General features: G+C 72.2%; 18 protein-coding genes. 10 read left to right on the forward strand and 8 right to left on the reverse strand.

What is annotated here, in order from left to right; all coding sequences use genetic code 11:
- Nucleotides 1–26: 26 nt before the first annotated feature.
- Genes O7631_RS25715 through O7631_RS25725 form a run of 3 tightly spaced genes read right to left on the reverse strand, consistent with a single transcriptional unit; the run spans nucleotide 27 to nucleotide 2,591 of the window.
- Nucleotides 27–581 carry a DUF5872 domain-containing protein gene (locus tag O7631_RS25715; protein ID WP_278146623.1) on the reverse strand — a complete coding sequence of 185 codons (555 nt, stop codon included), beginning with the start codon at nucleotides 579–581 and terminating at the stop codon, nucleotides 27–29.
- 28 nt (nucleotides 582–609) lie between these two features.
- Complete coding sequence (locus tag O7631_RS25720; protein WP_278146624.1) at nucleotides 610–1,899, reverse strand: HAMP domain-containing sensor histidine kinase; 1,290 nt, start codon at nucleotides 1,897–1,899, stop codon at nucleotides 610–612.
- Complete coding sequence (locus tag O7631_RS25725; RefSeq protein ID WP_088989039.1) at nucleotides 1,896–2,591, reverse strand: response regulator transcription factor; 696 nt, start codon at nucleotides 2,589–2,591, stop codon at nucleotides 1,896–1,898. The genes O7631_RS25720 and O7631_RS25725 overlap by 4 nt, the downstream gene beginning before the upstream one ends.
- A 102-nt stretch (nucleotides 2,592–2,693) precedes the next feature.
- Here O7631_RS25725 and O7631_RS25730 point away from each other — a divergent pair, with 102 nt between their 5' ends.
- Nucleotides 2,694–3,176 (forward strand): septum formation initiator, encoded by a 483-nt coding sequence (locus tag O7631_RS25730; protein WP_278146625.1) that lies wholly within the window; start codon nucleotides 2,694–2,696, stop codon nucleotides 3,174–3,176.
- Between the two features lie 52 nt (nucleotides 3,177–3,228).
- Nucleotides 3,229–3,648: a hypothetical protein gene (locus O7631_RS25735; protein ID WP_278146626.1), complete on the forward strand. Its 420-nt coding sequence runs from the start codon at nucleotides 3,229–3,231 to the stop codon at nucleotides 3,646–3,648.
- 54 nt (nucleotides 3,649–3,702) lie between these two features.
- Here the strand turns inward: O7631_RS25735 and O7631_RS25740 are convergent, their stop codons facing one another.
- Nucleotides 3,703–7,635 (reverse strand): ThuA domain-containing protein, encoded by a 3,933-nt coding sequence (locus O7631_RS25740; protein WP_278146627.1) that lies wholly within the window; start codon nucleotides 7,633–7,635, stop codon nucleotides 3,703–3,705.
- A 365-nt stretch (nucleotides 7,636–8,000) separates the two neighbouring features.
- Here O7631_RS25740 and O7631_RS25745 point away from each other — a divergent pair, with 365 nt between their 5' ends.
- Nucleotides 8,001–8,291, forward strand: coding sequence for a DUF1540 domain-containing protein (locus O7631_RS25745; protein ID WP_088991595.1), 291 nt, complete (start codon nucleotides 8,001–8,003; stop codon nucleotides 8,289–8,291).
- 46 nt (nucleotides 8,292–8,337) lie between these two features.
- Here the strand turns inward: O7631_RS25745 and O7631_RS25750 are convergent, their stop codons facing one another.
- From O7631_RS25750 to O7631_RS25760, 3 genes are all read right to left on the reverse strand, one after another.
- The gene (locus O7631_RS25750; RefSeq protein WP_278146628.1) at nucleotides 8,338–9,798 is read right to left on the reverse strand and encodes a GTPase; all 1,461 of its coding nucleotides are present in this window, start codon (nucleotides 9,796–9,798) and stop codon (nucleotides 8,338–8,340) included.
- On the reverse strand, nucleotides 9,795–11,651 hold the full coding sequence (locus tag O7631_RS25755; RefSeq protein WP_278146629.1) for a dynamin family protein: 1,857 nt from the start codon (nucleotides 11,649–11,651) through the stop codon (nucleotides 9,795–9,797). The genes O7631_RS25750 and O7631_RS25755 overlap by 4 nt, the downstream gene beginning before the upstream one ends.
- A 115-nt stretch (nucleotides 11,652–11,766) precedes the next feature.
- Nucleotides 11,767–12,654, reverse strand: coding sequence for an IniB N-terminal domain-containing protein (locus O7631_RS25760; RefSeq protein ID WP_278146630.1), 888 nt, complete (start codon nucleotides 12,652–12,654; stop codon nucleotides 11,767–11,769).
- 295 nt (nucleotides 12,655–12,949) lie between these two features.
- Between O7631_RS25760 and O7631_RS25765 the strand changes: the two genes are divergently transcribed.
- The 7 genes from O7631_RS25765 (at nucleotide 12,950) to O7631_RS25795 (ending at nucleotide 22,357) form a co-directional block, all read left to right on the forward strand.
- Complete coding sequence (locus O7631_RS25765) at nucleotides 12,950–14,215, forward strand: Hsp70 family protein (RefSeq protein WP_278146631.1); 1,266 nt, start codon at nucleotides 12,950–12,952, stop codon at nucleotides 14,213–14,215.
- Nucleotides 14,216–14,220: 5 nt separating this feature from the next.
- Nucleotides 14,221–16,776, forward strand: a complete 2,556-nt coding sequence (locus O7631_RS25770) for a LuxR C-terminal-related transcriptional regulator (protein WP_278146632.1) — start codon at nucleotides 14,221–14,223, stop codon at nucleotides 16,774–16,776.
- Between the two features lie 12 nt (nucleotides 16,777–16,788).
- Nucleotides 16,789–18,720, forward strand: a complete 1,932-nt coding sequence (locus tag O7631_RS25775) for a nitrate- and nitrite sensing domain-containing protein (protein WP_278146633.1) — start codon at nucleotides 16,789–16,791, stop codon at nucleotides 18,718–18,720.
- Nucleotides 18,717–19,166 (forward strand): roadblock/LC7 domain-containing protein, encoded by a 450-nt coding sequence (locus tag O7631_RS25780; RefSeq protein ID WP_088989030.1) that lies wholly within the window; start codon nucleotides 18,717–18,719, stop codon nucleotides 19,164–19,166. The genes O7631_RS25775 and O7631_RS25780 overlap by 4 nt, the downstream gene beginning before the upstream one ends.
- Nucleotides 19,144–19,524, forward strand: coding sequence for a DUF742 domain-containing protein (locus O7631_RS25785; protein WP_278146634.1), 381 nt, complete (start codon nucleotides 19,144–19,146; stop codon nucleotides 19,522–19,524). Before O7631_RS25780 ends, O7631_RS25785 begins: the two co-directional genes overlap by 23 nt.
- Before the next feature lie 72 nt (nucleotides 19,525–19,596).
- Nucleotides 19,597–20,337 (forward strand): cellulose binding domain-containing protein, encoded by a 741-nt coding sequence (locus tag O7631_RS25790; protein WP_278146635.1) that lies wholly within the window; start codon nucleotides 19,597–19,599, stop codon nucleotides 20,335–20,337.
- Between the two features lie 103 nt (nucleotides 20,338–20,440).
- Complete coding sequence (locus O7631_RS25795) at nucleotides 20,441–22,357, forward strand: glycerophosphodiester phosphodiesterase family protein (protein ID WP_278146636.1); 1,917 nt, start codon at nucleotides 20,441–20,443, stop codon at nucleotides 22,355–22,357.
- Nucleotides 22,358–22,408: 51 nt separating this feature from the next.
- Here the strand turns inward: O7631_RS25795 and O7631_RS25800 are convergent, their stop codons facing one another.
- On the reverse strand, nucleotides 22,409–23,005 hold the full coding sequence (locus tag O7631_RS25800; RefSeq protein WP_278146638.1) for a hypothetical protein: 597 nt from the start codon (nucleotides 23,003–23,005) through the stop codon (nucleotides 22,409–22,411).
- Between the last annotated feature and the right edge of the window lie 41 nt (nucleotides 23,006–23,046).

Here is a 23,046-nt window from a genome sequence, read left to right on the forward strand (position 1 = left end):
GAGTGGCCGGTCCACAGGTAACCCGGCTAGCCGCGCCGGTTGAGTTCCGCTTCGAGCCGCTGGACGAGCGTCTTGCGGTCCTTGCTGGCCCGTTCGTTACGCAGGGCGGTCTTGAGCTGGCGTGTGTCCAGGCCGCGGACCAGCTTGACCGCCTCGGTGACCGACATCTCCGTCATCCGGCCGGCAGTGGTGGCGTCTCGCCGCGCCCGTTTGGCCGGCCCGGTGTTGGCCACGTACTGCTTACCGGTCCGGGACGCTTCGCGCTTCTTGGTGTCGGTAGCGCGCTTCTGGCTCTCCGACATCTCGTCCCAGGCCTTCTTGGGCAGATAACGGCTCGTCGTGCCGCCCTGGCGGGCTCGGGTGTCGCCCTCCTTCGTCTGCCACTTCTCGTTGCCCCAGCGCTGCAGAGCCTTCTGCCGGTCGTCCTTTGGGCCCAGGAACCCCCCGCCGCGTCTCTTGTACTCCTGCGTGACCAGTTGCGACTTGCGGGCCGACCACTGCCCCGGCCTGCCGCCCTTGTCGGAAGCCTTGACTTCTTCCTTGATCTGCTCTCTGAGCTCGGGTTTCGTATACCGCGCCATGACTGGCAGCTACCCGGCAACGCAGCGGCTATGCCTCCGGCAACGACGCCGGAGGCCCGAGCCGCAGCAGCACCTGAGCCCCGCCGGCCGGACCGGCACGCAGGTCCAGGCGACCGCCGGCGGCCTGCGCGGCGCGGCGGGCGATGTCCAGGCCGAGGCCCGTCGAACCGGCCGCGCTCGCGCCCCGCCGGACCGCGCCCGCCGGCATGCCCGGGCCCTCGTCGGCGACGGTGAGGACCACCTCCCCGGCGTCGCCGGCGAGCCGGACGGCGAACGGCGTGCCGTCGGGAGTGTGCGCGAAGACGTTGCCGAGCAGCGCGTCCACTGCCGCCGTCAGATGGTCGGCGGCCACACCGACCGGGAGCGGGCCGGACGCCAGGTCGAGGGTGACGGCCCGACCGGTGTCCTCGGCCAGCACCGACCAGAACGCGACCCGGTCGGCGACGATCGCCGCCGCGTCCGCCACGGCCGGCTGGGCCGCCGGTGAGTGCCGCCACCGGGCCTGTCGGATCAGCCCGGTCACCGCGCGTTCGAGACCGTCGGCCGCCGCCGTTATCCGGGCTGCGTCGTCCGGATCGCGCAACGACTCCGCCTCCAGCCGCAACGCCGTCAGCGGCGTACGCAACTGGTGTGACAGGTCGGCGACCTGTTCGCGTTCCTGGACCAGCAGCACCTGGATGCGGGTGGCGAGATGGTTGAGCGCGCCAGCCACCTCGCGCAGCTCGGGCGGGCCGGCGGGGGTGACCCGGGCGTCCAACTCGGCGTTGGCCAGCCGGTGGGAGACGGCGGAGAGGTCGCTGATCGGGCGGACCAGGGTGCGCGCCAACCGGTCGGCGACCAGCAACCCGATCAGCACGAGGATGACGCCGAGCAGCGCCAGTACCAGCCACGCCCTGGTGACCCCGGCGGTCAGCTCGTGCCGTGGCACCGCGATCCGGATCACGCCGGTGCCGTCCGTCCGACCCTGCACGGCGATCACCACCTCACGGCCGTCCGCCGACTCCCCGGTGAGGCTCTGCCCGCGCGCGGCCAGCGCCACCGCCGGGGTACGGGGGGTCTGCGCGCCGAGTACCGTCCCGTCCGGCAGGAAGACGCTCACCGGCCGTCCGGACTCCGCCGCGAGCTGCTCCACTGTGAGCCGGATGGTCGTCGCGTCGGCGGTGCCGACGACCGGCACCAGGCTCTGCGCGTCGGCGGTGGCCCGGACGGTGGCCCGGTCCTCCGCGACGGTACGGACCAGCAACGCCAGCGGCACCAGGAACGCGACGAGGGTGAGCACGCTGACCGCGGCGACCAGCAGCGCGAGACGTGCCCTCACGGCTGCGCCGCCGGCGCTTCGAGACGGACCCCGACTCCGCGCACCGTGTGCAGATAGCGAGGCTGCTGCGCGTTCTCCCCCAACTTGCGACGCAACCAGGACAGGTGCACGTCGACGGTCTTGTCCGCGCCGCCGTACGGGATCTGCCAGACCTCGGTGAGCAGTTCACGTTTGGTGACCACCTGGCCGGGTCGGCCGGCCAGGTGGTGCAGCAGGTCGAACTCGCGGGGGGTCAGCTCGACGGTCACCCCGTCCAGGGTGACCTGCCGGGCCCGGGGGTCGACGCGAAGCCCACCGACGACGAGCGCCGCTTCCTGCGCGTCGGCGCCGGAGGGGCCCCGGCGCAGCACCGCACGAGCGCGGGCATCGAGCTGCGCCGCGGTGAACGGCTTGACCACGTAGTCGTCGGCGCCGGCGTCGAGCACCCGCACGATCTCGGTTTCGTCGTCGCGCGCGGTGGCCACGATCACCGGTACCGAGCTGACCGCGCGCAGCATCCGCAGCAGTTCACGCCCGTCCAGGTCGGGTAGGCCCAGGTCGAGCACGACGAGGTCGGGCCGGTCCTCCAGCGCGTCGCGGAGCCCGGCCATCGCGGTCGAGGCCGCGGCCACCGCGTGACCGCGTTCCCGGAGGGCACGGATCAGCGGGGTACGGATGGTCAGGTCGTCCTCGATGAGCAGCAGGCGGGCCACAGGTGGCAGGCTAACCGCTCCCGCTGCCGGCGAAACGCACGTTAACCGTGCCTTAGCCTCCGCATGTGCCGACGACAACGATTGATCGGGGATAGTCGGAGCATGGGCCGTCGTTCGATCCTCGTCGCCACCGGTTGGGTGGCCACCGCCGCCGCGGCAACCCTGATCGGGGTGGGCGCGATCCGGTTGGTGGGCGAGAGCATCACCGGCACCCCGGGCGGGGTGCGCAGCGAGGCCGAGATCGAGCGGGCGCTCGCCGCACCGGAGCCGACGCCCAACGGCACGACGGACGCTGCTCCTACCGCGCCTGGCACGAGCGCAGCACCGGGCGGCACGAGCGCCGCGCCGAGCGCCAGCTCCGGGGTCCGCCGGGGGTTCGCCACCGACGGTGGCACGGCCGTGGCCGAGTGCGGCGCCAGCGGCGTACGCCTCGTGTCCTGGGCGCCCGCGCAGGGCTACCGGGTCCGCGACGTCGACCGGGGCCCGGACGACGACGTCGAGGTCACGTTCCAGGGGCCGACCCGGGAGTACGAGTTGAAGGTGCGCTGCATCGGCTCGGAGCCGGTGTCCGTCGCCGACGACTAGCGTCGCCACAGCCCGTACTGCTGGTGTTGTCGCAGTGGGCCACCATGTCGTCATGGTGGCGGTGTGGCGGGACGGGTCTGGCAACTTCCGCGCCTGGCGGGTCGGTCGACGCCGTCTCGCCTGGCGCCCCCGCTTTCCTCAAGGCGCATGGCTCGCCGGCGGGGACGGCGGGCCCTTCGAGCTGCTCGTTCTCCCCGTTCTCCTCCTGATCAGCCTCGGCTACCTGGTCACCTGGCTCGCCGCGCTGCTGGCCACCGTGGTCGTCTGGCCGTATCGAGCGGTCTCCGGGCGTTGGCCGGTCGTCGCCTACCCGCTCGGTTCGTCTCCGGTCGCGATGGATGACCAGCGCGGCGACCGGCCGTATCGGCGGCAGGTGACGGGCCGCGCCGCCGGAGCGGCGCTGACCCGGCAGTGGGCGCGCCACATCGAACAGCACGGCCACCCGGAACCCGCGCCACCGCCCAGCAGGTGAGGGACGGACGTGGCCGGCACGAAAACCCGTGCCGGCCACGTCACCGGTGGTGGTTCAGCTGGTGTAGGCCTCCACCTCCCAGAGCGAGTGGCCGTAGCCGGTGCCCCGGGCGGTGCCGTTGATCCGCAGGTAGCGACCGTTGGCGTTGAGCGCCGTGTGTTCGTCCACCCCGCCGTCGCCGCCGGTCACCGACTTCACTGTGGTCCAGGTGGTGCCGTCGTTCGAGGTCTGGATCTGGTACGCGCTGCTGTACGCCGCCTCCCAGCTCAGCTTGACCCGACCGATCGCGGTCGGGCTGCCGAGGTCGACGCGGATCCACTGCGGGTCGGAGAAGGTGCTCGACCAGCGGGTGGTGAGGCTGCCGTCGACCGCCTGGGCGCCGGTCACGTCGGCTCCCTCGTTGCTGGACGTCGTCGTCGGTTTGTTCAGGAGCAGGTTGCCGGTCGGGCCGCCGGTGCCGCCGTACACCTCGAACTCGAACAGCGAGTAGCCCCAGGCGGTGCCCCGGGTGGTGCCGAGGAGTCGGACGTACCGGCCGGAGCCGGTGAGCCCGGTCAGGTCGTCCACTCCGCCGTCGCCGCCGGTCACCGTGCGGATCGTGGTGAAGGTGACGCCGTCCGCTGAGGTCTGGATCTGGTAGCCGCTGCCGTACGCCGCCTCCCAGGTCAGCTTGACCCGGTTGATCGCGTAGGTGGCACCGAGGTCCACGTCGATCCACTGCGGATCACTGAACGCGCTGCTCCACCGGGTGCCGGTGACGCCGTCGAACGCGTTGGCCGCGCCGTACGCGCCCTCGACGCTGGAGGCTCGCGCCGGCTTGCCCCGGGCCAGGTTCGCGCCCGGCTCGGGATCCGGGTCCGGGTCCGGCCCCGGTCCACCGGGGCTGGTGGAGAGGGTGAACTCGTCGATGTCGAAGTACGGGCCGGTGCCCTTGAAGACCAGGAACAGGGTCCGGGTGCCGGTGACGGCGGTGATCCCTCCGGTGACGGTGGCGAAGGTGGCGTACCCGCCGGTGGGTGTGACGGTGGCCGAGCCGACCAGCGGGCCGGTGGGCGAGTCCACCCGCAGCTCCAACGTGCCACCGCCGCCGGCCGGCGCGCCGACCCGGGCGCTGAACGACTGGACGCCGGTCAGGTTGTACGGGCGGAACGAGATCCAGTCGTTGTTGTCGATGTAGCCGACCGCCGCGCCACCGTTCCCGGCCGCACCCGCCACGATCTGCACACCGGACGAGTCACCGAAGTGCTCGGCCTGGCGTACCCGAGGTTGCAGGACAGCCTGGGTGTGCGTGGTCAGCGCCGGCTGGCCACCGCCGCCCAGGTCGGTGTACTCGGCGTCGATGATGCCGAAGATGTTCGCCGCCGCGTCGTGCTCGCCGTCCTTCGAGGTCTGGATGACCCCGGTGCAGCCCTGCACGCTGCCGAGCTGGTGGCCGTGCGAGTCGTGGCCGAGGACGTAGTTCACCTTCACCCGGGCGCAGTTGATCGCGCCGTCCTGGGCGTCCGTGACCGTCACGGAGAACGGCACGGCGTCCCCGAAGGCGAAGGTCTGCCCGTTCAACGGGGTATTCACGGTGACCACCGGGGCGCTGTTGCCGACCGTGACCACCACGCTCGCGGTCGCCGTCTTTCCGGTGGTGTCCCGGACCGTCAACGTCGGGCTGCGGGTCCCGTTGGTGGTGTACGTGAAGCTGGGGTTCGCCGCCGTCGAGTCGGTGGTGCCGTTGTTGTCGAAGTCCCAGGCGTAGGTGAACGGGTCCCCGTCCGGGTCGAGGGTGCCGGCCGAGGAGAAGGCCACGGTCAGTGGCGCGGTGCCGCTGGTCGGGGTGGCGGACACCTTCGCGATGGGCGCCCGGCCCTCGCGGGCGTACTCGATGCGGTAGAGCGCCGAGTTCGCGTCGCCGTTGAACCAGCCGGTGCCGTAGTCGAGGACGTAGAGCGCACCGTCCGGCCCGAACTCCATGTCCATCACCTGGGTGCCGGTCCACGGGAACGGGTTGATCTTCAGTGGTTGGCCGGTCGAGTCGAGCTTGATGTTCTTGATCCAGCGGCGGCCGAACTCCCCGGCGAAGTAGGTCCCGTCGTAGTACTCGGGGAACGCCACGGGCGAGGTGCTGGTGCGGTCGTACCGGTAGACCGGGCCACCCATCGGCGACAGGCCGCCGCCGGTGAACTCCGGCGGCGAACCGGAGCCGCCGTACGGCAACCAGGCCGGAATGGCCGGCGGGAGCTGGGTGATGCCGGTGTTGTTGGGCGAGTTGTTCACCGGCCCACCGGCGCAGTTGAACTTCGCCCCGGACGGTCCGGACGGGAAGGTGTAGTCGTTGTACGCGTCGTTGCGGGCGGTGCAGTAGGGCCAGCCGTAGAAGCCGGGACGGTCGATGCGGGCGAACTCGACGTTGCCCGCCGGGCCCCGGTTCGGGTCGGCGGTGCCCGCGTCCGGACCGTAGTCGCCGAGGTAGACGATGCCGGTGGCCTTGTCCACGCTCATCCGGAACGGGTTGCGGAAGCCCATCGCGTAGATCTCCGGACGGGTCCGCGCGGTGCCCGGGGCGAACATGTTGCCGGTCGGGATGGTGTACCCGCCGGCCGCGCTCGGCTTGATCCGGAGCACCTTGCCGCGCAGGTCGTTGCTGTTCGCCGAGGTGCGCTGCGCGTCGAACGCCGGGTTGCGTCCGGCGCGCTCGTCGATCGGGGTGAAGCCGGCCGAGTCGAACGGGTTGGTGTCGTCGCCGGTGGACAGGTAGAGGTTGCCGGCGGCGTCGAAGTCCATGTCACCGCCGACGTGGCAGCACATGCCCCGGCTGGTCGGCACGTTGAGGATCAGTGTCTCGCTGGCCAGGTTGATGGTGTTGTCCGCGTTGACGGTGAACCGGGCCAGCCGATTGACGCCGTCCCAGACGGCGAACTGGGCCGGGGTGCCCTCGGCGGGCGCCCCACCGCCGGGGGTGCTGAGTGGTGGGGCGAAGTAGGCGTACACCCAGCGGTTGGTGGCGAAGTTGGGGTCGGCCTTGATGCCCTGCAGGCCCTCCTCGTCGCCGGTGTAGACCGGCAGGGTGGCGGCGATCTTGGTGTTGCCGTTGGCGTCGGTGTGCCGGATCACGCCGTTGCGGGAGGTGTGCAGCACGCCCCGGTCGGGCAGGACGGTGAGGCTCATCGGCTCACCGGTCTCGGCCGCGCCCTTGGCCAGCTCCACCTGTTGGAAGCTGCTGTCGACGGTGCCACCGCAGTCGGCGTCGACCTCCCCCGCCGCGGTCCTGATGCCGCCGAGCAGATGCTGGCGGAAGCTCGCCTCGCTGTACGACGCGTCGGTGTGGCCCAGGCCGGTGTACCAGGCTCGGCCGCCGGAGTAGTTCTGGCACCAGGAGATCGGGTGGTCCGCCCCCATGCTGCCGCCGGTGTATGTGGTCTCGTCCAGCGTGGCCAGCACGTGCACGTTGCCCCGGGGGTTGGTCCGGTAGTTGTACAGCTCGTCGAACCGGCTCCAGCGCTGCGGCAGCCCCGCGGTGGACGGGTGCACCTGGTCGGCGACCTTGACGGTGACGGTCTGCTCGGCCGGGTGCGAGGCGAAGTACGCCCCGACCAGCCCGCCGTACCACGGCCAGTCGTACTCGGTGTCGGAGGCGGAGTGCACGCCGACGTACCCGCCGCCGCCGGTGATGTAGCGCTCGAACGCGGCCTGCTGGGCGGCGTTGAGCACGTCGCCGGTGGTGGACAGCCAGATCACCGCGGCGAACCGGTCCAGGTTGGCGTCGGTGAACTGGGTGGCGTCCTCGGTGGCCTCGACGGTGAACCCGTTGGCCGCGCCGAGTTGCTGGATGGCGGCGATGCCGGGGGTGATGGATCCGTGCCGGAATCCGGCGGTCTTGCTGAAGACCAGGACGGTGAACGGTGCGGCGCTGGCCGTGGGTGGCGCGGCGACGATTCCGCCCGCCACGAGGATCGTGCTCAGCGCGAGGCCGAGCCACGATCTCAGGGATCTGCGCACAGTGGGGTCCTTTCGCGGTGCGGGGACGGCGTGCGCCGATCACGCCAGGCGGTGGTGGGACGAGACATGTGAATGCATCGTTGCGTCCCGATGACGGGCGCGTCAAGCACTCTCCCACCATCCGTGAGAGCGTTATCTCCGCAGGTCAGGCGCGACTGTGCAACACAAGATCGAATAACGGTTTTCGGGCCGGGATCCGCGCGTGGAGGGCACCGGGACGATCGGGTCCCGGCCCTGCTGTCGCTCGCGCACGCTCAGGGGTTAGGCAAGGCTGCCCTATCCAAAATATCCCGAGAAAGCGCGAATTGTCCCGTCGGGGCCGGGTACTGCGATGACCCGCACCACCGACGGAAGCGAGAACGCCGATGACCGACATGCTGGAGATGCCGCGGGTACACGAGTGCACAGTCACCGACTGCGGCTACAACCACGATGGCTGCCACGCCTTCGCCATCACCATCGGGCAGCAGAACGCCAACTGCGCCACGTTCATCGACACCTCGGCGAAGGGCGGACTGGACCGCGTCATCGCCCAGGTCGGGGCCTGCAAGCGCAGCGACTGCCAGCACAACGCCGAGTTGGAGTGCCACGCGCCGTCCATCCGGGTCGGCCCGGGCCAGGACATCGCCGACTGCCAGACGTACCAACCGCGCTGAGCAGACGGGGGCGGCCGTGACGGCCGCCCCCGAACCCCGTCCCCGCTCAGCGACCGCCCGCGACCAGCTCGGCGATCATTCCCTCGCAGCTGCGGACGACGACCTGCGCACCGCGCCGCTGCGCCAGCGGAAGCAGCGGGTCCTCGGCCCGGTCCCGCCACCGCCACTGCGCCTCGGCGGCGACCTCCCAGAGCCGCTGCGCGGTCGCCTCGTGCTCGACACCGAGTCGGGCGGCGAGGCCCACCCCGTTGCCCCCGACCAGCCGCTGCGCCTCGTCGGCCAACTCCGCGTCGAACCCGAGCCGGGTGTTGCGCAACGCCACCAGCAGGCGCAACTCCCGGAACTCGTGCGCACCCGCGAGGATCTGCTCGACCGCGCCGACCACCTCGTCCGAACCCCGCGTGGGTTCGGCCCGCAGCACCGCCTCCACCGCGGCCAACGCGGACCGGGCCTTCAACGCGTCCCGGCGGTCGATGAAGCAGCGGGTCACCGACTCACGCAGCTCGGTCAGACCGCTGCGCCGGATCAACTCGGCGGAGAGCTTCACCCGACTGTCGAAGCCGCTTCGGACCAGGGTGGCCGCCAGCCGGACACCGAAGATCCCGAACCGGTCGAGCAGTGCGGCGCGCACCTCGGTGTCCAGCCGAACCGGCAACTCGCCCCGGAGAAAGCGATCGGCCGAGATCAGGTGGGCATCCAGCTCCGCCCGGGGCACGCGGGCGAGGGCCGCGAGCGCCGCGAAGTCCGACTCGCCGAGCATCCTGCCCGCCAGGCCGAGCATCCCACTGCACGCCACCACGTTCACACTGAGCGCGGCCACCCGTGGATCACGGTAGTGCCGCCGGGCGAGTTGGCGGGCGGTGAGCAGGCCGTCGATCCGACCTCCCCCGGTCTCGTCCGCCCTGGACAACACCATGATCACGTTAACCGGGGCGGCCTGCCCGACGGCGCCGTCCCGGGCCGCCTCCAGCACCCGCAGATCACTGTCACGCCCGTCGCGGGTCAGGTACAACACCGCGTCCGAGTCCCGCAACACCCGCTCCAACAGGGACGTCAGGCCCTGCTCGACGTCACCGTTGACCGCCGGGGTGTCGATGAGCGTGATCTGCCGCAGCGCCCGCGTCGGCCACTGCACGACGATGTCGCGGAGGTCACCGGTGTCCCAGCCGAGATCCACCCGCAGGCCGGTCGCCGACTTCACCACCACCAACTCCTGCGGAGGCTGACCCGACGGGTACGCGGTGGCACGCGGCACGGGGCCGTCCTCGTACCAGGTGAAGACGCCGTCGGCCCGCTCGACAGGCGCGACCTCCTCACCCATCAACGCGTTGACCACTGTCGACTTGCCGGATCGCCACGGGCCCACGACCGCGATCCGCAGAGGTTGCTCCAACCGGGCCACCTGGTTGCGCAACTGCGCCACGACCCGTGGGTTGTCCTGGTAGAGCTCGATGGCCTGGTGCAGCAGGCCCCACGCCGCCTCGTCCAGGCGCAGCCCCACCGTCATGTCTGCGGTTCCAGCAGCAGCGGGGCGGACCGCACGCCGGTCAACTGCTGCGCCTGCTCGTAGAGCGCGGCCAGTCGGGTCATCTTCAGCCGGATCTCGCGTTGTCGCTGCTCACGAAGGGAAGCGTCGGTGTCGGCCTCCTGCTTCGCGCTGCGGAACGACTGGACGATCGCCTCCTGCAACTCCTCGGTCAGCGCCGTGAAGTGGTCGCGCAGCATCCGCTGCACCTGGCGGACAGCGTCCCGGCAGTCCCGGCTGATCCGGACGAAGACGTCGTCGACGTGGCGCTGGATGGTGGTCTTGACGGTCGCCTGCCGGCGGCGGAGCAACTGCTTGCTCTCGTCGCGGATGCTCTTGCCACCGAAGAGCGCACCGATGCCGACCGAGACCGGGTTGATCATCGGCATGCCGGCCAGAGTGGTCGCCAGACCGAACATCAGCATGCCGCCGTACGAGCCCTTCATGCCGGTGAACAACTTCTGGCCGGTGGTGAACCTGTCGATCGTCGGACGTTGCAACTCCGGCATCCGCTCACCGATGTCGTCCGGCATGGACATCGACCAGGCCGGCAGCACGTCGTAGCCGTACCTGTTGAAGTTGGCGGCCACCCGGCGGGCGATCCAGTCGCAACGCTGGATCAGCCACTCACGGTTCGCCTCGGCCGCGTCGACCAGGCTCCTCTCCAGCCAGTCCTGGAAGGTCTCCCAGGCCACCAGAGGGTCGGCGGTGTCGAACGCCTCGTCGACAGTACGCAGGATCTCCCGCGTCCGGTCACGAAGGTCGTACTCGATGTCGGAGAGCAGGTCGCCGATCTCGTCGTTGAGTGTGTTCTGCCAGCGGGTGGAACACCGCCGCAGCTCGTCGACCTCGCGTTGCGCCGCGTGCAACCGGGAGATCGGCCCGGACTGCTCCTCGGTCTCCTGGGTCTCCAGTTCGGCGCGCAGCGGAGCTGCCAACTGCTCCACGACCGCCCGGGCAACCGTCTGCACCGATGCGCGGGCCAGGTGGTTGGCCTTGCCGGCCAGGTCGCGTTGCAGTCGGGCGATCAGCTCGGGAAAACCCGACTCGGCGTTGAGGCCACGGTCGTCGGCCGCGGCGGCGCGCAGTCGCAGGGTCGCCGAGACCGGGATCAGCGTCGCCGGGACGCCGGCCTCCACCAGGTGTTGCCGGTTGCGTTCGGCGACCGTACGCCAGTCGGCCACCAGATCGGTCTTGCTCTGCACGACGACCACGTTCGGGTGTGACCGCATGACGTGCAGCACCATGTTCAGTTCGGCGACCGACAGCTCCCGGGTGGAGTCGGAGACCAGCAGCACGACGTCCGCGCGGGCCGGAGCAGCGACCGGGACGGCGCCGCCGACACCGGTGACCTCGTCGGTGCCGGGAGTGTCCACCAGCACCATCCCGGCGCCGAGCAGGGCGCGTGGCACCCCGATCTCGACGTACGCCGGGCCGCCGCCCGGACGCCGGCCGACCATTCCGGCCACGCCCGCGGCGACCTGATCGAGCGCGACCGGCGTTCGCTCGATGGTCACCGCCTCGGCAGTGCCGGCGGGACGGCCCGAGGCCGGCGGCGGAGCCTGCGCCACCACCGCGGACGGGGCCTCCGCGTGCCGCACGACGGTGGGCAGCAGTGTCGTGCGACCGTCGCCGACCGGGCAGGCCGGGGCGTTGATGATCGCGTTGATCAGCTGACTCTTGCCCTGGTTCGGTTCGCCGATGACGAGGACGCGCAGCGTCGGATCCAGCAGTTGGGCACGCTTCTGCCGCACCGTCTGGAGCAGGTCAGCACGACCGTGTGCACTGCACGTGCGGGCGATCTCGTCCAGTACGTCCAACCAGATCCCGGCCATCACCGCACCAAGTGTGCGGATTTCGGCTCAATTATCAAGAGGGGCCGGGTGGGGAACCGGGAAGGACCGGACCGCCCGAGGCGATCCGGTCCCCCGCTCCGACCGGAGATCCGGGTCAGAGCAGACCGCCGGTGATACCCAGCAGCCCGTGATCGGACGAGGCGTGCGAGTCGCCGCCGAGCACACCGTCGGTGACCCCACCCGTCACGTCACCGACAGTGCCGGTGACACCGGGGAGGAGGCTGTCCACCTGGTGCGTCACGCCGCCCACCGCCGACGGCACGTCGAGCGGTGGGACCACACCGCCGACGACACCGTCGCCGTGCCCGAGGCCGAGCCCACTCAGGGTGTCGTTGACACCGAGGGAGTTCACGACCCCGCCGAGCTGACCGTGGGTGCCGGGCAGGACACCACCGGTCAGGTCGCCGCCGATCAGGTTCGAGTCGGTGACACCGAGCAGACCGCTCGGGTCGCCGACGGTGCCGGTGACGTCGCCGAGGACCGGGTCCGCGATCGCGTCCACCGGCTGCACGACGTCGGCGTCGAGGGTGTACGCCACGTCGCCGACACCGGCGAGGTCGGTGTCGAGCCCGTTCGGCCCGAGGCCCAGGCCGACTCCCGGCAGGACGGTGATCCCGGCGGCGGCGGTCGACGGGTCGACAGCGATGGCGCCGAGCACGCCGGCCTTGACGTCCACGCCGGTGGGCGAACTGGTGACGCTGATCTGCTGCGCCACGCTCTGCAACTGGCCCACCACGTCGGTGGTGTCGGTGACCAGCGGGTCCAGCCCGAGCTGCCCGACGGCCGGGGCGATCGGCCCGAGCCCCTGACCCGGCGCGTAGTCGACCACCAGCGGCACCACGTCCTGCACGTCCGCCGCGGTGATGTCGGTGAGCCCCGCTCCGCGCAGCGCACCCTCGGGGTCGAGGTCGAACGCCGACCGCGCGTCGGGGTTCGTCAGCAGGTCGAGCACGAAGTCGTGGAGGGTCTGGTGCGAGTCCATGTGCTGGTTCTCCTCGGATCTGGCGTCGGCGACGTGTCGTACGTCGACAGTGACGTTATTGCCGGGCCCGCCCCCGGGCATCGGGGCTGAGCCCGCATCCGGGCCGGTTGAACTAGGGACTCCGCCACCTCGTACGTTAGGGGGACAGGGGGAAACCGTCCCGGCGAGATTAGGGTCCCGACCAGGGTCTGATCTCTGGTACGAACGTAGGAGCCCGCGGGTTTCGCCGGGGGTGGGTCGTCGGCAGGACCGACGCCATCGCCACCGGCGGCCACCTCACGGGGGGAGAAAAGCGATGCCGTACGTCCTGGGGATAGACATCGGAAGCACCAACACCGCCGCCGCCGTCGCACGGCTGCACGGCACCACCTGGACCCGTCCCGAGGCCGTCCCGCTGCACGCCGACTCCACAGTCGTACCGTCGGTGCTGTCCCTGTCGGAGGACGGCTCGCTGCACGTCGGCGAGCCCGCCACCGACGACGGCAGCCGCACCACGCGCGACTTCGTCCACCGCATCGGCGACGACGTTCCCCTGCTGCTCGGCGGCGAGGCCTGCGCGCCGCAGACCCTCACCGCGGAGCTGGCGGCCTGGGTGGTGGAGCGCGTCCACGCCGTCGAGGGCGGCCCGGCCGAGGCGATCGTCCTCAGCCACCCGGCGGGGTGGCGACCGTACCGGCGGGAGGTGCTGCACCGGGCCCTGTCCGGCTTCGGCCTGCGCAACGTGACCTTGCTGCCCCGCACGGTCACGGTGGCCGAGAGCCACGCGGCACGGGGGTTCGCCGGCAGCACGGCCGTCGTCTACGCGTTGGGCGGCAACAGCTTCGAGGCGGCGTTGGTGCGGCGCACCCCGCGCGGCACCTACGAGACGTTCGGCACCCCGCAAGGGCTCGACTCGCTGGGCGGGGCCGACTTCGACGAGGCGTTGGCCGAGCACACCCGTACCGCGCTGGCCCGGGAGTTGGCCGCCAGCGCACGCCGCGGCACCCAGGCGGCGTTGCGCGGGCTGCGCGCGGAGTGCGACCGGGTCAAGCGGGTGCTGACCGTCGACCTGACGGCCGACGTGGTGCTGGCCCTACCGAACGGCCCGGCCCGGATACCGGTGACCCGAGCCCAGTTCGAGCAGATGATCCGCCCGACGGTGCAGGTCACCGTCGACCTTCTCCTGCGGGCTGTGCGCAGCGCCGACCTGACGCCGGAGCACCTCGACGGTGTCCTGCTGGCGGGCGGTTCGACCCGCGTCCCGCTCGTCACCGAGCTGATCAGCGCGGCCCTCCCGGTCCCCGTCGAGGTCGAGCCGGACTCCCAGTTGACCGCCGCCACCGGAGCGGCGATGGCCGCCTGCCAGGTGGTGTCGCCGCGCGCCCGCCGAAACCCACCGGTCCGCGACACAGCCCCGGTCAGCGGCAACGGTCGGGCCACCCTCCCGGCGCCCCGCCGCCCTCACCACGACACCACCGTTCCGGGCGATCCGCCACCGCGGCCCCCGGTCCGGGTCCTCCCACTGGACCTGCCGAAACCGTCCCGCCTGGCCTTGGCCCGCAGCCGGGGACGCGAAGGATGACCCCAATGATCATGAACGACATCGCCGCATCCGGGTTGACCCTGGATCGAGGGCCGCAGGCCCTGCTGGACACTGTCGGGCGGGAGCCGGCCGGGCCGCTCAGTGTCGGCATCGCCGGCCCGGGCGGTCACGGAAAGACCGCGCTGCTGACGGAACTGGCACGAGTCCACCAACGGTCCGGGACCGCCGTCCGCACCATCGCCCCCCAGCCGGGCGAGGCGGTCGACCCCGACACGGTGGTGCTTGTCGACGACGCGCACCTGCTCGACGACGCACGCGTCGAGGTGCTGCTGCGCCTGCTCGCCACCCGCCGACACCGACTGGTGGTCGCCCACCGCCCGTGGCCTCGGTCCGCGGCGCTCAGCGAACTGGTCGACGCGTTGCGCCGCGACGGGCAGGCCATGCTCCTCACTCCGTTCACCCGAGAGCAGACCGCCGCCTACCTCGCCGGCACACCGGAGCTGGGCAGCCGTGACGACCTCGTCGACTTCGTCCACACCCAGACCGGCGGCGTACCCCGGGACGTCGAACGGCTGGCCCGTGGCCTGGCGGGCGCGGAAACCCGGACCGGTGCGGTGGTCAACCCACCCCGGTCCGTGGTCGCGGAGTTCGGACCGGACCTGGACGTCCAGCCCACGGCCGTACGACACCTGCTGCTCGCCGTCGCGGCGGGCGGGACACTACCGGTGAGCATGCTCGGCGCGCTTGTCGACCGGGAACCGGCGGCGGTGGACGACCTGGTCGCCACCACCAGGGCGGCCGGGCTGCTCGGCGCCGACGGCCGGCTGACGCCGATCGTGCGGCGGGCCGTCACGACGCTCAGCCCTACCACCGAGCGAACCGCGGTCTGGCGGCGGCTCACCGAGCTGCAACTCGCCCGGGGTGGTGCGGTGCTGCCGCTGGTCCGGTCCCTGCTCGCGGTGGGCGCGCTCGGCGACTGTCCGGTCACCACCCTGACCGCCGCGGCCAACGAGGCGCTGGCCGACGAGCCGGCCTTCGCCGCCGACCTGTTCGCGGCCGCCACGGCGGCTGGCCGGCCAGCCGGCGCCGAGCAGGCGCTCGCCGCCGCGCTCGCCGGCAACCTCGACGACGCCCTCCGCCTGGCCGACCGGCTGCTGGCCACTGCCGCCCCACCCGACCGCCGCGAGGCGGCGGTGGTGGCCGCAACCGCGCTGGCGCACCGTGGTCACGTCGGGCGCAGCGTGGAGCTGTACCGGTGGGCGGGCACCGCATCGGCGACGGCCTTCGCCACCGTCGGCGGGATCGCCACCGGCGACCTGGGCGTCACGGCCGAGCCACCGCCGGGTGACCCCACCGGCGAGCCCCCGACGATGCACGCCAGCGCCGCCCGACTGATGGCCACCGGCGTCCGCGACAGCGTGTCCGGCCCGCCGACCGCCGCGCTCTCCGCCCTCGTCCAGGCCGCCGCGTTGCTGGAACCGGACGGGCGCGCGGCGCTCCTGCCGGACAGCCCGGCCGCGCTCGCCGCGTTGACCGCCGTGCACTGCGGTGAGCTGGAGATCGCCGAGCGGGTGTTGCACCGGGCCCTGGCCGCCGGTGTCGGTGGCGCGCTGATGGCACGCCGCCACCGGCTGTTGCAGGCCTGGATCCTGATGGTCCGGGGCGACACGCACGCCGCTACCGAACGCCTCGCCACCGTCACGCTCGACGGGCGTCAACTGGAGTCCCGCGACCTGCTCTTCGCCGCCGCGATCCGGATGGGCGTCAGCCGACGCAACAGCGACCTCGGTGCGCTCAAGCAGGGCTGGGGGCAGGCGCTGGAGGCGGTGGTCCGGCACCCCGTCGACCTGTTCACCCTGCTGCCGCTCGGTGAGCTGGCCATCGCCGGCGCGCGGCTCGGCGACCTGGCCCGGCTGGAGCCGTACCTGATCCAGGGACGCGCGTTGCTGAGCCGGCTCGGTGACCCACCACTGTGGAGTGTCCCACTGCGCTGGAGTGGCCTGCACGCCGCGATCCTGACCGCCGAACCGGCGACCGCCGACGAACACGTCGCCGGGCTGCTCGCCGCCGCCGACCACAGCCGGTACGCCGCCGTGGTCGCCGCCGCCGCACAGAGCTGGGTGGAGGTGCTGCGCGGCGACGTCGACCCGATCCGGGTGGAGGCCGCCGCCCGAGGGCTGCACGACACCGGGCTGTGCTGGGACGGCGCACGCCTCGCCGGTCAGGCCGCCATCCGCACCGCGGACCGGCGGGCGATGACCACCCTGCTCGAATGTGCCCGCGCACTTCAGGGACGGCCGTCCGGCGGCCCGGCACCGGCGAACGGCGCCAGCCCGACACGGGTCGCCGGCCCCACCCAGCAGGGGCTCAGCGACCGCGAGTACGAGGTCGCCGAACTCGTGCTGGCCGGACTGACCTACCGGGAGATCGGCGACCGGCTCTTCATCTCGGCGAAGACCGTCGAACACCACGTGGCGCGGATGCGCAACCGGCTGAACTGTGCCAACCGCACCGAGTTGCTGGCCCTGCTGCGCACCCTCGTCGCCGACCGGGCCACCGACACGGCCGGCCAGCCGTGGCCCCAGCGAACCGTCCGGTGAGTGGGGCGCAACGTGACGCGTAACGAGGTGCGGCTGATCCGGCTCAGGCTGGTCGTGCTGGCCGCCGTGCTGGTCTCCCTCTGGTCGTACGCGGCCTACGTGGCCAGCCAGGACGCGATGGATCTGCTGCGGGTGCGCGCGCTGGCGGACACCCTGGGCCAACCCGTCGACCGACTGATCCTGGGCCTGCAGACCGAACGTCGACTGACCGCCGAGACGGTCACGAGAGCCGCGCCGGCGGCGGCACCGCTCGTCGAGGCGCGCCGGGGGACCGACCGGGCCACCGCCGAGATCCGCGAGTTCGCCGACGGCCGCGACCTTCGACTGCTCAGCGCCGGTGACGTCCGGGACCGGGCCGGCGAGCTGGTCCGACGACTCGACGGCCTGAGCACGATCCGCTCCCGGGTGGACGCCGGGCGTCTCGACGTGGCCAAGGCGGTCGACGGGTACGACCAGGTCATCGACGTCGCCTTCCGGGTGTACGGCCCGGAGTGGGGCGCGTACGAGAGCGCGCTGGCCGCCGACACCCGCGCGGTGATCGCGCTGGCCCGCGCCCGGGAGCTGCTCGCCCGGGAGGACACAGTGGTCAGCACGGCCCTGACCACCGGTCGGCTCGGTGCCGACGAGCGGCGCCGGCTGACCGAGCTGGTCAGCAGCCAGCGGTACGCGCGCGGCGAGGCGGCGGCCGGGTTGCCCGCCGACGCCCAGGGCGAGTACGAGCGCCTGGTGGGCGGGCCCGACTTCGCGAACCTGCTCGCCCTGGAGGATCTGCTGCTCTCCGACGACGCCGGTGCCACCCCAACCGGGGTCACCGTCCAGGCTTGGCGGGCCGCCGTGGATGCCTCACTCGGCGCATTGCAGACACTGGTGACGACCACCGCCCGCAGCAGTGCCGATCGGGCGGCGCCGGGCGCGGCGGTGGTGATCGCGCGTACCGGCGCAGTGGTGGGGCTCGGCCTCATCGTCGTGGTCGTACTCCTGCTGAGCTGGGCGAACACCGTCCGCCGCCTGACCGCCGCGGCGACCAGGACGGGCGACGACACCCCGGCCCCGGTCCCCGCACCCTCCGGTGCCGACGGCACGACACCGGGCGGCGGTAACCACGACCTGTTCCTGCGACTGACCCGACGCAACCAGGCACTGCTGCGCGACCAACTCAACCTGCTGGACGGGATGCAACGCCGGGAACGGTCGGCGGAGGAGACCAGCGAGCTGTTCCAGCTCGACCACCTCACCACCCGGGTCCGACGAAACGTGGAGAAGCTGATCGCTCTCGCCGGCGCTTCGCCCGCCCGCCGCTGGCGGCGGCCGGTGCCACTGCTCGACGTGGCGCGCGGCGCGGTCGCCGAGGTGCCGGACTACCACCGGGTCCTGATCGCTCCGCACTGGCCGTGGTCGCTGGCGGGCCCTGCCGTCACGGACGTCGTCCACCTGCTGTCGGAGCTGATCGAGAATGCCCTCGACCACTCGGCGTCGGACACCACGGTCCGCGTCTCCGGCGAGCACCGCCCGCAGGGCTGCGCGGTCCTGGTCGTGGACGACGGGCCCGGCCTGGACGCGTCCACGCTGGCGGCGGCGAACCACCTGTTCGACAGTCCGCCACCGGACGGCCCTCCCCCGGGTTTCGCAGGTCTGTACGCCGCCGCCGTACTGGCCGACAGGTGCGGTGCCCGCATCTCCCTGCGTCCCAGCCAGCGAGGTGGGACGGCGGCGATCGTGCTCCTCCCGGCCGCGCTGGTCACGCCACGCGGCGACGGCCCCGGCGCGAATACCGGCACCACCTATCCGCCCGCCCGTGACGCCGGCGACCCGCCCGCCCCGAACGGCGACGGCGCGCTGCCGACACGGGTTCGCCACGCCGGGCCGTCCGGCTTCGGAAACGACAGGACCAGCCTCGACACGGTCGAGATCCCGATCGCCAGAACAGCAAGGAGACATCCATGACGTCCGCAGTGGTCACCAACGACGGCCTGACCGGTGCCCTGGACCGCCTGGTCGACCGAGTGCACGGCGCGGAGTTCGCCGTGGTGCTCTCCCCCGACGGGCTGCCCCTCGGCGGTTCGCGGCAGGTGGGGGCGGAACTGGTCGAGCAGATCTCCGGTGTGGTCGCCGGTCTGATCGGTCTGGGGCTGGCCGCCACCCGCGTCTGCGAGGGGGGTGCGCTTCGTCAGGTGGTGGTCCAGATGTCGCGAGCGTTCCTCTTCATCGCCACCATCCCGAACGGGACCATCCTCACCGTGCGGATCGCCGGCGACGACGTCGAAGTCGGTGACATGGCCTACGAGGTGGCGATGTTCGTGGGGCAGGCCGAGCGGCACCTGCCCATCCGTCTGGGCCCGGCCTCCTCGGCGACGATCGGGGACACAGGTGCGCAGCACCGGCACCGCTGACGAGGCGTGGTACGACGACGACGCGGGACCGGTAGCCCGGCCCTACACGATGACCGGCGGGCGTACCGCGCCCACGGGCAGCCAGTTCGACCTGATCGCGCTGGTCGTCGCCCGTCGAGGGGTCACGCCGCCCACGCCGCTCTTCCCTGAACAGGCGCGGCTCGTCGAGCTGTGCCACCATCCAGTGTCGGTGGCTGAGGTCGGCGCCGAGCTGGACCTTCCGTTGGGGACCGTTCGGGTGCTGCTCGGCGACCTGCTCACGGCCGGGCTGATCGAGACGCACGACCCGCCGATGCTGTCGGAGCTGCCGACCGAGGATCTGCTCGAGGCGATCCTCGTCGGGCTTCGCGGTCTGTGACACGGCCGATGACAGCCGCGATCCGCACGGATCGCCGGCGCATCCGGCGACGAACCGAAGGGGAGACAGGCAGTGCCGGCAACACCACCCCAACCACGCCGTACCGTGGCGATCATCCTGCTGGACCGGATCGTGGCTCTCGCCACGGCCACACGGCGGGTGCTCACCGGTCGGGACGACGTCTCGCGGGCCACCTGGGTGGCCGCGATCGCGGCGCTCGGGGTGCTGGTCGTGACGGCCGTCGCCGTCGTCGGACTGCTGCGTACTCCGGAGAAGCTGACGCCGATGACCCTCGACGCGCCGCCGTCCGCCGACCAGGTGGGCACGCCCGCGCCGGACACCCCACGGGCGCAGGCGCGACCGGCGGCGAGCAGTCCGACGGCGTCCGCTCCCCCACCGGCCGCGTCGGCCACCGCTTCAGCGCCGACGGTCGGGGCGTCGACCCGGCCCACCCCCAGCGGTGCCACCGCCTCGCCCACTCCGGCCGCCCTGACCGCCGACTTCACCGTCGCGGACAACGCGTTGCTCAGTTACGGCGCGGCCGTGACGATCACCAACCCCGGGTCGGTGTCGGTGCCGCAGTGGACGCTGACCGTCACCCTGCCCCGGGAGTCGCTGCGGGTCAGCGGCGTCGAGGGCGCGCGGGCCAGCCGTGACGGTGCGGTGTGGACGTTCGTGCCGGACGGAAGCGCCGGCCAGGTGCCGGGCAGCGCGTCGGTCCGGGTGACGTTCCGGGTCAACGGCTCACCGGCGGGCGCGACCCCCGAGGCGTGCACCATCGACGGGACCGCCTGCACCGGCCTGACGCCTTGATCTCGGGCTGACCGGCGCGGGTCGGTAGCGGTACACCGAGCGTTCCGTCGGCGGCAACGCCTGATTGATCATCAGTTCGGGGACGCTTCGTACCGTTCCGGCCATGACTGTCCTATCCGCACCATCGTCGCTCGATCGCACCGGTTCGAGGTTCGGCGGCCTGCGTACCCGGGTCGCCGCCACCGTCGCCGCGCTCGCCGTCACCGGCGCTGCCGGCGCGGTCGCCGTCGCGACCTCGTCGCCGGCCACCGCCGGGCCGGGCAGCGTCGTCGTCTCGGAGAACTTCTCGTCCGGGTCGCTGCCCGCCGGTTGGAACGCGGTCGACGGCACCTGGAAGGTCGAGAACGGCCGGCTGTACGGAACCTCAGCGAGTTCCAGCGACAACGACAAAATCACCTTCGGTCGGCACCTGAACGACTTCCGGCTCGAGGCGACGATGCGCTTCGAGACGGTCGCCGCCGCGACCCGCTGGGCATCGCTCGGCATCGACGTCCCCGCCGACGGGGCGACCCCGTGGTGGATCGCCACCATGCGCAGCGGCACCACCGCCGCCAACGGTCTCGAGTTCGCCCAGCGCACCACGGGCAACGCCTGGGTCGTGACGAACACCGCCTCCGCCCCGTACGCCGCCGGCACCGGCCGGGACGTCCGGGTGGCCGTCGAGGTGCACGGCAACCAGGCCCGCTGGATCTTCGACGGGCGGGAGGCGATGCGGACGAACAGTCTCCAGCGCTCCGCCGACGGCGTGCAGGGGCTCTTCGTCAACGGCGCGACGGTCTCGTACGACGACGTCACCGTCACCGAGCTGGCGGCGAACGGCTACCTGCGACCCGAGGGCAGCCCGTTCACGGTGATCGCCCACCGGGGCGCGTCCGCCGCCGCACCGGAGAACACCCTCGTCGCGCAGGAGATCGCGCGTCGCGGCGGTGCGGACTGGATCGAGAACGACGTCCAGCCGAGCAAGGACGGCGTCCCGTTCATCCTGCACGACACCACGGTCGACCGGACCACCGACGGCACCGGCGCCATCCGGGACCTGACCGCCGCGCAGATCAAGGCGCTCGACGCCGGCTCCTGGTTCGGCCCGCAGTACGTCGGTGAGCGGGTGCCCACCCTCGCCGAGCAGTTGGCGGACCTGCGGACCCGCGGCGGCAACCTGCTCGTGGAGATCAAGGGCAAGCACACCCGCGACGAGGTCGCCACCATCGTCAAGGTGATCCGGGACGAGCAGATGACGGGCCGGGTCTTCGTCCAGAGCTTCGAGGTCGACGCGCTGCGGTACACCTACGAACTCGCCCCCGAACTGCCGCTGGGCCTGCTGCGCAGCACCCTCGACGCCGATCCGGTGGCCATCGCCCGGGAGCTGCACCTGACCGCGTACAACCCGAACGGCACCGCGTTGCTGGCCAAGCCGGAGGTCGTCGCCCCGCTGCACGCGGCCGGCGTCGCCGTGATGGCCTGGACGATGGACTCCGCCGGCCTGTGGCAGCAGTTGGAGCGCATCGGCACCGACGCGATCATCACCAACCGCGCCGCCGAACTGGTCGGCTGGAACTCGGCGTTCCTCCAGCGGGCGTCGGCCGACCCGACCGTGGAGATCACCTCGCCGGCCGACGGCGCGCGACTGGACCGGGCGCAGTCGCCGGTGATCGCCATCGCCGCCACCAACGCGGACACCGTCACCGTCACTCTCGACGGCAAGAAGTCTGCGGCCGGGCGCAAGCTCGACCTGGCCAAGCTGACCGCCGGGCGGCACACCATCTCCGTCCAGGTGAGCGGGCCCGAGGGTGCCGCCACCGCGACGAGCACCTTCACCGTGACGGTGAGCCAGGCCGGCCTCGGCTACCTGGTCCTCACCTCCGGGGCCGATCCGAGCGCCGTCACGGCGATGACCACCAAACTGGTCCACGCCCAGTACGCCGAGCTGGCCACCTACGCCGACCGGCAGGCCGGCAAGCTGGTGCCGGCCGAAATCGCCAGCGTCATCGCCGCCGACGCCCGCACCCTCGCCCTGAAGTAGTCCAGCGAGGTGGTCCCCGCCGTCGGCCCGGACGGCGGGGACCAGCGTGGTTCAGCCGACCGGCATCGGCGACCCGGCCCGTTCGCCGGGCTGTCGCAGCGCGGGCAAGGCCGGCGCCAACGCCGCCAGCATGCACAGACCGGCGATGGGGAGCAGGTCGAGCGTGACCACCGGCAGGACGATGCCGACGAGCAACAGGGGCGCGCTCCACCACGGCAGCCGCCGCCGGGCCGCCAGCATGCCGGCCAGGACGACCAGGCCGAGGAAGAACAACTGGGGTACGACGTCGTAGACGGCCACCTCGACACCGGGGATGTCCTTGAAGTCCGCGGCGAGCGCCGACATCTCCGCCCGGTCGGCGGCCAGGAGCCCTTCGACGATGTCGGCGCCGAACTGCACCATTGTCGCGGCGAGCCCGACGAACGTCAGGACCACCACCCCGTCGCGCCACCGGCTGCGCGGCAGAAGACCGGACAGCGCGAGCACAGCCGGAACGAAGCACACCATGCCCGCGAGGGCGACCAGGTGCGCGGCCTGCCAGTCGAACCCCGGGCCGTAGACCCCGTCCGACCTACCCCAGAGCCGGACCAGGCCGTAGGCGGTGATACCGAGCGGTCCGGCGATCAGGAAGAGCGCAGCGCGTTTCATGCCCGCCATCATCTGACCGCGAGCACCCGCTCGGACTCCGG

The sequence above is a fragment of the Micromonospora sp. WMMD967 genome (assembly GCF_029626165.1).
GTDB lineage: Bacteria > Actinomycetota > Actinomycetes > Mycobacteriales > Micromonosporaceae > Micromonospora > Micromonospora taraxaci.